Raw genomic sequence first — 12,409 nt, forward strand, 5'->3', positions numbered from 1 at the left:
TGCGCGGTGCCCAGATGGCGCCTCGCGGCGTTGTCGTCGTCGCACATAGCTCCGCTATGAGCTCCTCCTCCGCCTTGCGATGCATCCATCTGGTTCACCGCTCGCTCGGCATAGATCCACGGGACGCGCTCTACCGCGAAGGGTAGCCCTGCCCGAGGAACGGTCAGTCTTCGCCGATACGGGTCAGGGAGAGGGTGAAGCTGACCGTGATCAACTGGAAGCCGGTGACGATCAGCACCATGCCGATGATGGGCACGCGCATGGTGTCGACCACGTTCAGCGCGCCGAACCCGTGCGCGCCCCACGAGGTCAGGGCGGCCACGAAGCAGCCGGTGCCGAGCAGCGACAGCAGCCCGCCGGCCACCAGCCCGCGTTCCAGCGAGATCCGGGCCAGCAGGCGGATGATCCGGGTCGACGGGGACAGCAGCCCCAGGTGGCTGGCGTAGGAGCGGGCCACCACGGCCAGGCCCAGGCCCTGCATGCCCAGCACGAACATGGTCGCGCAGGCCAACATGCTGTGCAGGCCGAAGCCCACCCCGCCGATCACGTGCGGCCCGAAGGACAGCCAGGCCAGGCCGGTCATCCCGACCGCCATCAGCCACAGCGACGGGTAGTAGAGCAGCCAGCGCGGGGAGAACGCGAGCAGGAACCGCAGGTGCCGCCAGCCGTCCCGCCAGGTGCGCAGGTGCGGCGCGCGGCTGCGGCCGTCCGGGCGCAGGATGGTCGGCACCTCGGCGATGCGCAGCCGGGCCAGCGCCGCCCGCACCACCATCTCGCTGGCGAACTCCATGCCGGAGGTGCGCAGCCCGAGCCCCAGGATCGCCGACCGCCGGAAAGCCCGGATGCCGCAGTGGAAGTCGCTCACCGGGATGTGGAACATCATCCGACCCAGCCGGGAGAGCACAGGATTGCCCAGGTAGCGGTGCAGGAACGGCATCGCGCCGGCCTCGATGCCGCCCTGGAAGCGGTTGCCCATGACCAGGTCGGCGCCGTCCCGCAGCGCGTCGACGAAGGCGTCCAGCGACTCCAGCGCGTAGCTGTCGTCCGCGTCCGCCATCAGCACGAACTCGCCCTCGGCGGCCTCGATGCCGGCGGTGAGGGCGGCGCCGTAGCCGCGCCTCGGCACGTCCACCACCCGGGCGCCCGCCGCGACAGCGATGTCCTGCGAGCCGTCGGTGGAGCCGTTGTCGGCCACCACCACCTCGCCCCGCACGCCCAGCCGCTCCAGCGACCCGAGCGCCTTGCGCACGCAGGTCTCCAGCGTCTCCGCCTCGTTCAGGCAGGGCAGCACGACGGTCAGCTCCAGCGTCTGCCGGGCCTCCGCCGTGGTCGTCGGCGCGCTGGCCGCGGTCGAGGTCATCAGGCCGGCGCTCCCTCGGTCGTGCGGACCGGCACCGGCAGCGCGCGCAGCGCGTGCCGCAGCAGGCGGCCGGCGGCCCGGTGCTGACCGGCGGCGACCAGCTCCGGCACGGCGCTCAGCTGGTGCAGCCGGGAGGTGAGGTGCAGCCGGGCCGCCCGGGCGGCGACCGGCCAGCCGGCATCGGTCAGCTCCAGCGCCGCCTCGGTGAAGAACCGGCGCTCCTCGGCGAACCGCGAGCCGTCCTTGGCGCCCGTGCTGGACAGGCTGCCCGGGTGCCGGCGGTACTCGATGCCCGGCCGCTCCAGCAGCGCGGCCTTTCCGCCGGCGCGCAGGATCCGTAGGTAGAGATCCAGGTCCTGGACCACGTCGTAGCCCTCCCGGAAGCCGTGCGCGACCAACCAGTCGCGGCGGAACGCCACGCTGGGGAAGTACATCCAGTTGCCCCGCAGCAGCGAGGCGGCCAGCCGCTCGCCGCCGGCCAGCGTCAGGCCCGCACCCTTCGCCGGGCGGATCGAGACCGCCCGCTTCACCCGGTCCACCAGCGGCCGGGTGGGGTCGCCGGCGGCGTCGATGACCCGCGCGCCGGCGTGCACGAAGGCGACGTCGGGCTGCGCGGCGGCGGTCCGCCGGAGCGTGCTCACGAAGCCGGGAAGCAGCCGGTCGTCCGCGCCGAGCAGCACCACCAGGTCGCCCTCGGCGGCCTTGACGCAGCTCTGGAAGTTGCGGTTGATGCCCAGGCGCGTCGGGTTCGCGCGGTACCGCACCCGGTCGTCGCCGGGCGCGGCCTGGGCCAGCCACTCGCCGAGGCCGGCCGCCCGGCCCGCCGCCGGGCCGTCGTCGATCGCCGTGAGTCGCCAGTTCGGGTCGTCCTGGGCGAACACGCTGCGCGCCATCTCGCGGACCAGCGCATCATCACCGAACGCCGGCACCATGAGGTCGATCAGCACCGCCGCAGAATAGTCACCCCTATTCACATGCCTTCGTTCACCCTCCACGTACCCTTTGCGGCGATGGCCGACGGGCGGACGGGGTTGCTGTGGGCGCGGGCGCGTACCGCCGCCCCGGTTGGTGGCGGGTTGGCGCTGGTCGGCCTGGCCGCGTACGTGATCCTGGCGCTGGCCGGGCACACCCTCACCCCGCGTGACTACACCGCCGCGGCCGCGATGTTCCTGATCACCTCGATCGTCGGCCCCGGCGTGTTCGCCGCCGTGGAACAGCAGACCAACCACGAGGTCAGCGGACGGCTCGCGGCCGGCGCCCGTGCGGCCGCGACCATGCGGGCGGCCGGGCTGGTGTGCGCCGGTCTGGCCCTGCTGATGGTGGTCGTGGTGGTCGCGCTGTCCCCGGTGCTGGTGCCGAGGGTGTTCGCCGGGCACGACGGGTTGCTCGCCGCCACCGTGCTGGCGCTGCTCGGCGCGGCGGCCGCCTACCTGCTGCGCGGCGTCTTCGCCGGGCAGCGGCGGTTCCGGTGGTACGCGGGCAGCCTGGCCGCCGAGGGGCTGGGCCGGTTGCTGCCCTGCCTGGCGCTGGTCACCTTCGGCGCGGCCAGCGCGGACCGGTTCGGCTTCGGGTACGCGATGGGTTGCGGGCTGGCCGCGCTGGTCACGCTGCCCGGGCTGCTGCGTGGGCGGCACCCGGCCAGCAAGCGGCTGCGGGCCGACGTGGCGCACGGGGACCTGCCGCCGCTGCGCCCGATGGCCGCCGCCGTGGCCTGGCTGGCCGGCGCCTCCGGGCTCACCCTGATGCTGACCAACCTGGCCCCGGTGATCGTCTCGTCCCGGCTGTCCGACGTGGCCTACGAGCCGAGCGGGCACGACCTGGCGGCCAGCTTCGTGTCCCTGTTCATGATGTCCCGCATCCCGCTGTTCCTGTTCGCGCCGGTGCAGGCGTTCCTGCTGCCGGCGGTGACCTCCGCGCTGGCCCGGGGCGACCTGGCCGCCGCGCGGGAGCGGGTGCGCACCGTGCTGCGGGCGGTGTTCGCGGTCGGGGTGCCCGGGGTGGTGGCCGCCGGGCTGCTCGGCCCGTGGGCGTCCGGGGTGTTCTTCACCGCGCCGATCCAGCTGTCCGGAATCATCGCCGCGCTGTTGGCCGCCGGTGCGGTGATCATGATGATCGCCCAGGTGCTGCAGCCGACCCTGGTCGCGCTGGGCCGGCACCGGGCCGCCACGCTGGCCTGGTTGGTCGCCTCGGTGCTGTTCGTAGGCCTGCTGTTCGCACCGATCCCGCCGCTGCCGGCGGCGGTCATCGCCCAACTGGTCGCGCCCGCCGTGGTGTGCGTGCTGATGACCTTCACGCTGGTGCGCGAGGTCCGGGGCCGCGCGGCCGCCGGTCAGGGCAGCCTGGCCACCGTCACGAACTCGTTGTAGGTGAAGCGCCGCCCGGCCGCGCGCGGGAACGGGAACGAACCCTGGTCCTCCACCTCGAGCCCCAGCTCGCGGCACAGGTCCGCGTTCTCCTCGAACCCGCAGAACCACACGTGGGTGGCGTCGCTGGCGTAGCCCCGCTCCTGCGGCGTGATCACCACGACCCGCGCTCCGGGGCGCAGGTACGGCAGGTAGCTCTTGAGCACGGTGACCGCGTCCGCCCGGGGCAGGTGCTCGACCAGGTGGGCGGCCAGCATCCCGTCGAACGTCTGCGGTGCGGCGGACGCGTGGAACTCGTCCGGCGTGAACGCGGTCAGGCCGAGGGAGCGGCAGTGCTCGACGGAGTGGTCGTTGTGGTCCACGCCGACGCTGCCGGCCGGCAGGTTCACCAGGTTCCGGCCGATCCCGCAGCCCACGTCCAGGGTCACCCGGTCGCCCAGCATCCGGCGCAGCTTCCAGCGGTACGGGGCCTGCACGTCCAGCACGCGCTTCCACGCGGCGCCCTGGAAGCGGACCAGCCGCTCGGTGTACGCGCCCTCGGTGGTGTCCTTCACAGGTACACCGCCGCGACCAGTGCGGACAGCCACAGCACGGCCAGCACCTGGAGCACCCGGTCACCCAGGGCGATCTCCTCGGGCTCGCCGCCGTTGCCGCCGTCCACGTCCACCGCGTAGCGCAGCACCGCGACCACGAACGGCACGATCGAGATGATCGTCCACACCGAGTTGTGGTGCGCGGCGCGGATCTCGAACGCCCACAGCCCATACATCACGATCAGCACGGTGGCCGAGGAGGTCCACACGAACCGCAGGTAGGAGGCCGAGTAGCGCTCCAGCGACTTGCGGATCTTCGCGCCGGTCCGCTCGGCCAGGACGAACTCCGCCGAGCGCTTGCCGGCGACCATGAACAGCGAGCCGAACCCGGCGCACAGCAGGAACCACTGGGACAGCGGGATGCCCGCCGCCGCGCCGCCGGCCACCGCGCGGATCAGGAAGCCGGAGGCCACGATGCAGATGTCGATCACCGGCTGGTGCTTGAGGCCGAAGCAGTAGCCCAGCTGGACCGCGATGTACACCGCGATCACGATCACCAGCTCGGGCGAGGCGAACGCCGACACCACCAGCGAGCCGATGAACAGCAGGATCGCCGTGACCACGGCCAGCGGCACCGGTACCCGGCCGGCGGCGATCGGGCGGTTGCGCTTCACCGGGTGCGCCCGGTCCTCGGCGACGTCCACCGAGTCGTTGATCAGGTAGACCGCCGAGGCGGCCATGCAGAACGCCGCGAAGGCCAGCCCGATCTTGCTCAGCACGTCGGCGTGGGTCAGCTGCGCGCTGGCCAGCGGGGCCGCCAGGACCAGGCAGTTCTTCACCCACTGCCGGGGGCGGGCGGCCTTGATCAGCCCGCCGACCACGCCGCCGGTCGGCTTGGGGGCCGCATCGGTCGTCGCGGGCGGCTGGGTGGTTTCCGAGGTTTCGGAGGTTTCCGAGGTAGACGTCACCGTTGCTCCAGCCGGCGTTTGACCACCGTGCCGACCGCGGCGCCCAGCGCCGATCCGGCCAGCACATCGGTGGGGAAGTGCACGCCGAGCACCAGCCGGGACAGCAGCATCGGCGGGACCAGCAGCGGCGTCAGCCGCCGGCCGAGCAGCGCGCCGAACAGCACGGCGGCGGCGGTGGTCGAGCTGGCGTGCGAGGAGGGAAAGCTCAGTCGGCTCGGCGTGCCGGCCAGCACCGCGACGGACGGATCGTCCGGGCGCGGGCGCCGGATCACCCGTTTCACCGCGATGGAGGCGCCGTGCGCGGCGGCCACCCCGGCGGTCGCGCCCAGCCAGCTCCGCCGCCGTTTCCGGTCCACCGCCGCGCCCAGGAGGCCGAGCGCCAGCCAGCCGCCGGCATGCTCGCCGAACAGGGACATCCCGCGCGCGGTCCGCACGACGGTGGGGTGGTCGAGCCGAGCCTGCACCGCGCCGAGCAGCTTCGTCTCGGCGGCGCGTGACGGATCGCGCGGGCTACCGGGGTCGAGCAGGACGGTCGACGCCAGCGGGTCTGTCACGGTTCAGCCGCCTCCAGGCGCGGTATGGACACAAGCGGTGCCCGATGCTACGCGGCGGCGTACCAAGGCCTCGAACCGGTAACACTTCCCGGCCCTTGGCCGGGGGCGCCGCCGTGCCGGATACCCCGACAACCCGTACCCGAAACCCCGACTCACCGTGCACGAAACCCCGACTCGCGGGGTGGCGCTTAGCCTGTGAGGGTGCGGCAACCCTTACTTGTGGCGTCCGACGTGGACGGGACCTTGATCGGGCCGAACGAACCGCCGTCGGCGCGGACCAGGGCGGTGGTCGAGCGGGTTATCGCGTCCGGCACGCCGTTCGTGCTGGTCACCGGGCGGCCGCCGAGGTGGATTCCGCCGATCGCCAAGCACCTGCCGGGGGTGACGCTGGCGGTCTGCGCGAACGGCGCGGTGCGCTACGACATCGCCGGGGACCGGGTGCTCTCCGCGAGCACGCTCCGGCCGGAGACGCTGGCCCGGCTGGGTGAGGTGTGCGCCGAGGCGCTGCCCGGCGCGTGGCTGGCGGTGGAGCGGGTCGGCCGGTCGGCGTTCGAGGACGTGGACAAGCAGTTCGTGTGCGAGCCGGGTTACCGGCACGCCTACGCGCTGTCCGACCACGTGGTGGTCCCGAGGGACGAACTGTTCGCCCAGCCGGCGGTGAAGCTGCTGGTGCGCAACCCGGACATGACCAGTGACGAGATGGTGGCGGTGCTCGAGCCGGTGCTCGGCGGGTCGGTGGCGCTCACCTTCTCCAGCCCGAACGGGTTCGTGGAGCTGGCCACCGCCGGGGTGACCAAGGCCAGCGGGCTGGCCGAGGTGGCCGGGGACGCCGGCGTGGACCGGGCCGACGTGATCGCCTTCGGCGACATGCCCAACGACGTGCCCATGCTCACCTGGGCCGGGCACGGCGTGGCCATGGGCAATGCGCACCCGGACGCGCTGGCGGTGGCCGACGAGGTCACCGCACCGGCCGCCGAGGACGGCGTGGCCCTGGTCCTCGAACGCTGGTTCTGAGGCGCGTCGCCTAACTATCGGCCCGGATCTTCTCCAGGCGCGCCTTGTGCCGCTGGCCCCAGGCGCCCAGCGGCCCGAGCGCGTCGTTCAGCTCGGCGCCGAACGAGGTCAGCGAGTACTCCACCCTGGGGGGCACCTCGTGGAACACCTCGCGGCGCACCACCTCGTCGCGCTCCAGTTCGCGCAGGTGCTGGATCAGCATCTTCTCGCTCACCCCGGGCAGGCCGCGTTTGAGCTCGCCGAACCGGCGCCGGCCGGAGTTGGCCAGCTCCCAGAGGATGAGCACCTTCCACTTCCCGCCGACCACGTCGATGGCCGCGTCGATGCCGCACACGAACGGCGCACACTTCCGGCTCATTACTCACCTTCCGGTAAGTACCCCACTAATTCGTCAGTACTTGTCCCAGAGTAGGGCGTGGAAGCACGATCGGTCCATGACCGAAACGACTCCCGTAACCGTGTTCGGCCTCGGCGTGATGGGCACCGCGCTGGCCGAGGCCTTCCTCCGGGGCGGCCACCCGACCACCGTCTGGAACCGCACCGCCTCCCGGGCCGAACCCCTGGTCGAGGCCGGCGCAACCGCGACCGCCGGCCCGGCCGAGGCGATCGCGGCCAGCCCGCTGGTGATCGTCTGCGTCGTGCACAACGACGCGTTCCGCGAGGTGCTCACCCCGCTGGCCGGCCAGCTCGCCGGCAAGACCCTGGTCAACCTGAACAACGGCACCCCGGCCCAGGCCCGCGAGCTCGCCCGGTGGGCCGCCGAGCACGGCATCGACTACCTGGACGGCGGGATCATGGCCATCCCGCCGATGATCGGCACACCGGAGGCGTCGGTGTTCTACAGCGGCAGCCCGGCCGCGTTCGAAACCCACCGGGAGACCCTGGCCTTGCTGGGCCAGCCGCGGTTCTTCGGGGACGACCCCGGGCTGGCCGCGCTGTACGACGTGGCCCTGCTGACCGGCATGTACGGCATCTTTGCCGGGTTCCTGCAGGCGGTCAGCGTGGTGCGCTCGACCGGGTCCACGGCCGCGGAGTTCCTGCCGCTGGTCATGCCCTGGCTGGAGGCGATGCTGCCCACGCTCACCCACGCCGCCGCGCAGATCGACGGCGACTACGGCGAGGGCGTCACCTCGCCGCTGGCCATGCAGGCGGCCGCGTTCGACAACCTGCTGGACACCGCGCGGGACGCCGGGGTGCGGCCCGACCTGTTCGTCCCGCTGGCCGAGCTGATGCGCGAGGCGGTGGCGGCCGGACACGGCGAGCACGACGTTTCCAGCCTGGTCGAGGTGCTGAGGGTTGAGCCGGCGGCCACCGGGTAGCCGGCCGGCATGTCGGAACGCGAAACCGTGCGCACCCTGCTCGACCAGGCCGGCCAGACCTACGCGGCGGAGGCCGGGATCAAGCTGGCCGACAAGCCGGCGCCGCTGTACCGGCTGCTGGTGCTGTCCACGCTGCTGTCCACCCGGATCAGCGCGGACATCGCGGTGGCCGCGGCGCGCGAGCTGGCCGGTGCCGGGATGGGCACGCCCAAGGGCATGTCGGAGGCTTCCTGGCAGGACCGGGTGGACGCCCTGGGCCGTGCCCACTACAAGCGCTACGACGAGCAGACCGCCACCGCGCTCGGCGACGGCGCCCGCCACCTGCTCGACGAGTACGACGGTGACCTGCGGAAACTCCGGAAACGGGCGGACGGGTCGGCGCGGCGGGTCGGGGAGCTGCTGACCGGGTTCCCCCGGCTCGGGCCGGTCGGCGCGAGCATCTTCACCCGCGAGGCCCAGGCGGTGTGGCCGGAGCTGCGCCCCGCGCTGGACCGCAAGGTGCTGGACGGCGCGCGCCGGATCGGCCTGCCGGCCCACGCCGACGACCTGGCGAAGCTGGCGCCCAAGGGCGACGTCACCACGCTGGCCGCCGCGCTGGTCCGGGTCGCCCTGGACAAGAAGCTGGCCGACCGGGTCAACGCCGGCTGACCCAACCCGCGACATGGGCTGACCCAACCCGCGACATGCGCTGGTGGGATACGCGACATGGGCTGGTGGGATCCGCGACATGGCGGGGGTGCGGACTCGCGGGGGTAGGGTCGGGGCGGTGGCCAGCACTGCGCGCTTGATAGTCGGGTGTCTCGAGGCCGAGGGCGTTGAGTTCGTCTTCGGCGTCCCGGGTGAGGAGAACATCGGGCTGGTGGACAGCCTGACCGATTCCTCGATCCGGTATGTGCTCACCCGGCACGAACAGGCCGCCTCGTTCATGGCGGAGATCTACGGGCGGCTGACCGGTCGGGCCGGGGTCTGCTCGGCCACCCTCGGGCCCGGCGCGATCAACCTGCAGCTCGGGGTGGCCGACGCGACGACCAACTCCACCCCGCTGGTCGCCCTGTCGGCGCAGGTCGGGCTGGACCGGATCTACAAGGAGTCGCACCAGGTCGTGGACCTGGTGGGGCTGTTCCGGCCGATCACCAAGTGGGCCGACCTGGTGCCCGCGCCGGAGGCGGTGCCGGAGATGTTCCGGCGGGCGTTCAAGGTCGCGCAGACCGAGCGGCCCGGCGCCACCTACCTGGCCGTTCCGGAGGACGTCGAGGGCGCGCCGATGCCCGACGGGCTGGCCCCGTTGCCGATCAACCGGGTGCGGGCGGAGGAGCCCTCGCCGGCCCAGGTGGCCCGGGCCGCCGATGTGCTGGCGGGGGCCCGCTCGCCGATCCTGCTGGCCGGGCACGGCGCGGCCCGGGACGGCGCCGGCGACGCGCTGGTCAAGCTGGCCGAGCTGTGGAACGTCCCGGTGGCCACCACGTTCCACGGCAAGGGGGTGTTCCCGGACGACCACCCGAACGCCCTGGGCGCGGTGGGTTTCATGCGGCACGACTACGCCAACTTCGGCTTCGACCAGGCCGACGTGATCCTCGCGGTCGGCTACGAGCTGCAGGAGTTCGACCCGGCCAAGATCAACCCCAAGCGGGACAAACAGATCGTTCACGTGCACCGCTTCCCGGCCGAGGTGGACGACCACTACCCGGTGGCGGTGGGCATCGAGGGCGACCTGTCCCGCTCGTTGGCCGCGCTGGGCGCCGCCGTGCCCGGACCCTTCCCCGCCGCCCCCGGCACCGCCGCGATCCGCGACCTGCTGGCCGAGGAGCTGACCCGGGGAGCCGGCGACGACCGGTTCCCGCTGGCCCCGCAGCGGATCGTCGCGGACACCCGGGCGGCGCTGGGCCGCGAGGACATCGTGCTGGCCGACACCGGCGCGGCCAAGATGTGGATGGCCCGGCTCTACCCGACCTACGCGCCGAACACCTGCCTGATCTCCAACGGGCTGTCCACCATGGGTTTCGCGCTGCCCGGGGCGCTCGCCGCCCGCCTGGTGCACCCGGAGCGCAAGGTGCTGGCCACCGTGGGCGACGGGGCGTTCCTGATGAACAGCCAGGAGATCGAGACCGCGGTGCGCGAGCGGATCCCGCTGACCGTGCTGGTCTGGGTGGACAACTCCTACGGGCTCATCGAGTGGAAGATGAACCTGGAGCTGGGCCGGCACAGCCACGTGCGGTTCGGCAACCCCGACCTGGTCAAGTACGCGGAGTCGTTCGGCGCGCGCGGGTACGAGGTGAAGGCGGCGGGGGAGCTGCTGCCCACGCTGCGGGAAGCGCTGGCCGACGACGGCGTGTCGATCATCGCCTGCCCGGTGGACTACTCGGAGAACCTGCGCCTCACCGACCGCCTCGGCGAGCTCACCGAGCCGTTCTAGCGCGGAACGCGCTTGCCGAGCGCGCGCCCAGTTCGGCGCGCGCGGGAGACACTAGCTCGCCGGGGTCAGGACCTCTTGGCCCAGCAAGGGCCGCAGCGCCTCGGGGACCACCACCGAGCCGTCCGCCCGCTGGTGGTTCTCCACGATGGCGGTGATCCACCGGGTGGTGGCCAGGGTGCCGTTCAGCGTGGCGGCGATCTGCGCCCGGCCGTCGGCGTCCCGGTAGCGGATGTTCAGCCGGCGGGCCTGGAAGGTCGTGCAGTTGGAGGTCGAGGTGAGCTCCCGGTAGCGGCCCTGGGTGGGCAGCCACGCCTCGCAGTCGTACTTGCGGGCGGCGCTGGCGCCGAGGTCGCCGGCGGCGGTGTCGATGATCCGGTAGGGCACCTCGATCGCGGCCAGCATGTCCCGCTCGTAGCCGAGCAGCCGCTCGTGCTCCTCCTCAGCGTCCTCCGGCCGGCAGTAGACGAACATCTCGATCTTGTCGAACTGGTGTACCCGGATGATGCCCCGGGTGTCCTTGCCGTAGCTGCCGGCCTCCCGGCGGAAGCAGGACGACCAGCCGGCGTACCGGCGCGGCGTCTCGTCCAGGGAGATGATCTCGTCGGCGTGGTAGCCGGCCAGCGGCACCTCGCTGGTGCCGACCAGGTACAGGTCGTCGTCGCGCAGCCGGTACACCTCGGCGGCGTGCGCGCCGAGGAAGCCGGTGCCTTCCATGATCTCCGGCTTGACCAGCACCGGCGGGATCATCATGGTGAACCCGTTGCCGATGGCCCGCTGCATGGCCAGGTTCAGCAGGGCCAGCTGCAGCTGCGCGCCGACGCCGGTGAGGAAGTAGAAGCGCGCGCCGGAGACCTTGGCGCCGCGCTCCGAGTCCAGCCCGCGCAGCCCCTCCAGCAGGGCCACGTGGTCGCGCGGCTCGAAGTCGAACTCGCGCGGCGTGCCCACGTGGGAGAGCACCGCGTAGTCGTCCTCGCCGCCCTCCGGCACGCCGGAGACGATCAGGTTGGGCAGGGCGCGGTGGGCCCGGGCCAGCTCCTCGTCGGCCTCCGCCTGCGCGGCCTCGGCGGTCTTGACGGCGGCGGCCAGCTCCTTGCCCTGCTCGAGCAGCGCGGACCGCTCGTCACCCCGGGCCTTGCCGATCTTCTTGCCGAGCTGCTTCTGCTCGGCGCGCAGGGTGTCCGCCCGGCCGACCGCGTCGCGCCGACGCTCGTCGGCGGCCAGCAGCGCGTCCACCGCGCCGGGATCCTCGCCGCGCGCCCGCTGCGAAGCGCGCAGCGCCTCCGGGTCTTCCCGCAGCAACCTCAGGTCGATCACAGCACGCAACCCTAGCGCGCCGGGTCACCGGCCCTTACAGCACGGCCACCGCTACTACCAGGCCCAGGGCCAGGTGGGCGGCGGCGACCACGAAGGCCTGCGGGCGCCAGGTCTGCGCGGCCAGCACCTCGCCGATGTCGATCCCGGTCACCCACTCGACCAGCCGCACCGCGACGACCTGGGCGATGATGCCGACCAGCCCGTAGATCAGCGAGGCGATCAGCCCCTCGGCCAGCTTGCCCTGCACGGTGTAGATCGACACGACCACGATGAACGCCATGCTGACCATGCCGGCGCCGGTTACCACCACGGCGTTCGGCCGGCCCTCGCGGACCAGGCGGTTCAGCTTGCCGGGCGTGGTCAGGTCGATGGCGAAGAAGCCGAGCAGCAACAGCAGCAGCCCGACCAGGGCATACAGCAGGATGGCGCCGACGTTGCCGGCGACGACGGGGAAGAAGCCGGGTTCGAGCGCGAGCAGGGTGGTGGTCACGTGGCCCTCCGGGGAGTGATCGCCGACGCCGCGACTATCCCAGATCCGGGCCGGTATGCGCCTTGCAGGTGGTTGCTAAGC

13 protein-coding genes are annotated in these 12,409 nt (G+C 72.7%); 5 read left to right on the top strand and 8 right to left on the bottom strand.

Annotated features, from left to right (window positions below; all coding sequences use genetic code 11):
- Positions 1–163: 163 nt before the first annotated feature.
- Both ABEB12_RS31635 and ABEB12_RS31640 read right to left on the bottom strand, forming a co-directional pair.
- Positions 164–1,360: a glycosyltransferase gene (locus tag ABEB12_RS31635; protein ID WP_185063397.1), complete on the bottom strand. Its 1,197-nt coding sequence runs from the start codon at positions 1,358–1,360 to the stop codon at positions 164–166.
- A complete protein-coding gene (locus ABEB12_RS31640) occupies positions 1,360–2,307 on the bottom strand; it encodes a glycosyltransferase (RefSeq protein WP_185063398.1) in 948 nt (315 codons plus the stop codon). The genes ABEB12_RS31635 and ABEB12_RS31640 overlap by 1 nt, the downstream gene beginning before the upstream one ends.
- A 63-nt stretch (positions 2,308–2,370) precedes the next feature.
- Here ABEB12_RS31640 and ABEB12_RS31645 point away from each other — a divergent pair, with 63 nt between their 5' ends.
- The gene (locus ABEB12_RS31645) at positions 2,371–3,726 is read left to right on the top strand and encodes a polysaccharide biosynthesis protein (RefSeq protein ID WP_185063399.1); all 1,356 of its coding nucleotides are present in this window, start codon (positions 2,371–2,373) and stop codon (positions 3,724–3,726) included.
- Here ABEB12_RS31645 and ABEB12_RS31650 read toward each other — a convergent pair.
- The 3 genes from ABEB12_RS31650 to ABEB12_RS31660 are packed head-to-tail and all read right to left on the bottom strand — an operon-like array spanning position 3,690 to position 5,700.
- The gene (locus ABEB12_RS31650) at positions 3,690–4,277 is read right to left on the bottom strand and encodes a methyltransferase domain-containing protein (protein ID WP_185063400.1); all 588 of its coding nucleotides are present in this window, start codon (positions 4,275–4,277) and stop codon (positions 3,690–3,692) included. The genes ABEB12_RS31645 and ABEB12_RS31650 overlap by 37 nt on opposite strands.
- Positions 4,274–5,224 carry a decaprenyl-phosphate phosphoribosyltransferase gene (locus ABEB12_RS31655; protein WP_185063401.1) on the bottom strand — a complete coding sequence of 317 codons (951 nt, stop codon included), beginning with the start codon at positions 5,222–5,224 and terminating at the stop codon, positions 4,274–4,276. Before ABEB12_RS31655 ends, ABEB12_RS31650 begins: the two co-directional genes overlap by 4 nt.
- On the bottom strand, positions 5,221–5,700 hold the full coding sequence (locus tag ABEB12_RS31660) for a phosphatase PAP2 family protein (protein WP_345703354.1): 480 nt from the start codon (positions 5,698–5,700) through the stop codon (positions 5,221–5,223). The genes ABEB12_RS31655 and ABEB12_RS31660 overlap by 4 nt, the downstream gene beginning before the upstream one ends.
- Before the next feature lie 279 nt (positions 5,701–5,979).
- On the opposite strand from ABEB12_RS31660, the gene ABEB12_RS31665 reads away from it, so the two are divergent.
- Complete coding sequence (locus ABEB12_RS31665; protein WP_345703310.1) at positions 5,980–6,792, top strand: HAD family hydrolase; 813 nt, start codon at positions 5,980–5,982, stop codon at positions 6,790–6,792.
- 10 nt (positions 6,793–6,802) lie between these two features.
- Here ABEB12_RS31665 and ABEB12_RS31670 read toward each other — a convergent pair whose 3' ends face one another.
- Positions 6,803–7,150: a winged helix-turn-helix transcriptional regulator gene (locus tag ABEB12_RS31670; RefSeq protein WP_185063403.1), complete on the bottom strand. Its 348-nt coding sequence runs from the start codon at positions 7,148–7,150 to the stop codon at positions 6,803–6,805.
- 76 nt (positions 7,151–7,226) lie between these two features.
- Here ABEB12_RS31670 and ABEB12_RS31675 point away from each other — a divergent pair, with 76 nt between their 5' ends.
- The 3 genes from ABEB12_RS31675 (at position 7,227) to ABEB12_RS31685 (ending at position 10,524) form a co-directional block, all read left to right on the top strand.
- Positions 7,227–8,111, top strand: a complete 885-nt coding sequence (locus tag ABEB12_RS31675; RefSeq protein ID WP_185063404.1) for an imine reductase family protein — start codon at positions 7,227–7,229, stop codon at positions 8,109–8,111.
- 9 nt (positions 8,112–8,120) lie between these two features.
- The gene (locus ABEB12_RS31680; protein WP_185063405.1) at positions 8,121–8,759 is read left to right on the top strand and encodes an endonuclease; all 639 of its coding nucleotides are present in this window, start codon (positions 8,121–8,123) and stop codon (positions 8,757–8,759) included.
- A gap of 118 nt (positions 8,760–8,877) precedes the next feature.
- The gene (locus tag ABEB12_RS31685) at positions 8,878–10,524 is read left to right on the top strand and encodes an acetolactate synthase large subunit (RefSeq protein ID WP_345703311.1); all 1,647 of its coding nucleotides are present in this window, start codon (positions 8,878–8,880) and stop codon (positions 10,522–10,524) included.
- Between the two features lie 51 nt (positions 10,525–10,575).
- On the opposite strand, the gene serS is transcribed toward ABEB12_RS31685, so the two are convergent.
- The gene (gene serS, locus ABEB12_RS31690; RefSeq protein WP_185063406.1) at positions 10,576–11,838 is read right to left on the bottom strand and encodes a serine--tRNA ligase; all 1,263 of its coding nucleotides are present in this window, start codon (positions 11,836–11,838) and stop codon (positions 10,576–10,578) included.
- 34 nt (positions 11,839–11,872) lie between these two features.
- Complete coding sequence (locus ABEB12_RS31695; protein ID WP_185063407.1) at positions 11,873–12,328, bottom strand: DUF350 domain-containing protein; 456 nt, start codon at positions 12,326–12,328, stop codon at positions 11,873–11,875.
- Positions 12,329–12,409: the final 81 nt, after the last annotated feature.

The sequence above is a fragment of the Actinospineispora eucalypti genome (assembly GCF_039543365.1).
GTDB lineage: Bacteria > Actinomycetota > Actinomycetes > Mycobacteriales > Pseudonocardiaceae > Pseudonocardia > Pseudonocardia eucalypti.

Bases quoted from the DNA above. Each gene is read 5' to 3' on its own strand.
- ABEB12_RS31675 (WP_185063404.1), top strand. From the start codon at position 7,227: ATGACCGAAACGACTCCCGTAACCGTGTTCGGCCTCGGCGTGATGGGC.
- ABEB12_RS31645 (WP_185063399.1), top strand. From the start codon at position 2,371: ATGGCCGACGGGCGGACGGGGTTGCTGTGGGCGCGGGCGCGTACCGCC.
- ABEB12_RS31680 (WP_185063405.1), top strand. From the start codon at position 8,121: ATGTCGGAACGCGAAACCGTGCGCACCCTGCTCGACCAGGCCGGCCAG.
- ABEB12_RS31670 (WP_185063403.1), bottom strand. From the start codon at position 7,150: ATGAGCCGGAAGTGTGCGCCGTTCGTGTGCGGCATCGACGCGGCCATC.
- ABEB12_RS31635 (WP_185063397.1), bottom strand. From the start codon at position 1,360: ATGACCTCGACCGCGGCCAGCGCGCCGACGACCACGGCGGAGGCCCGG.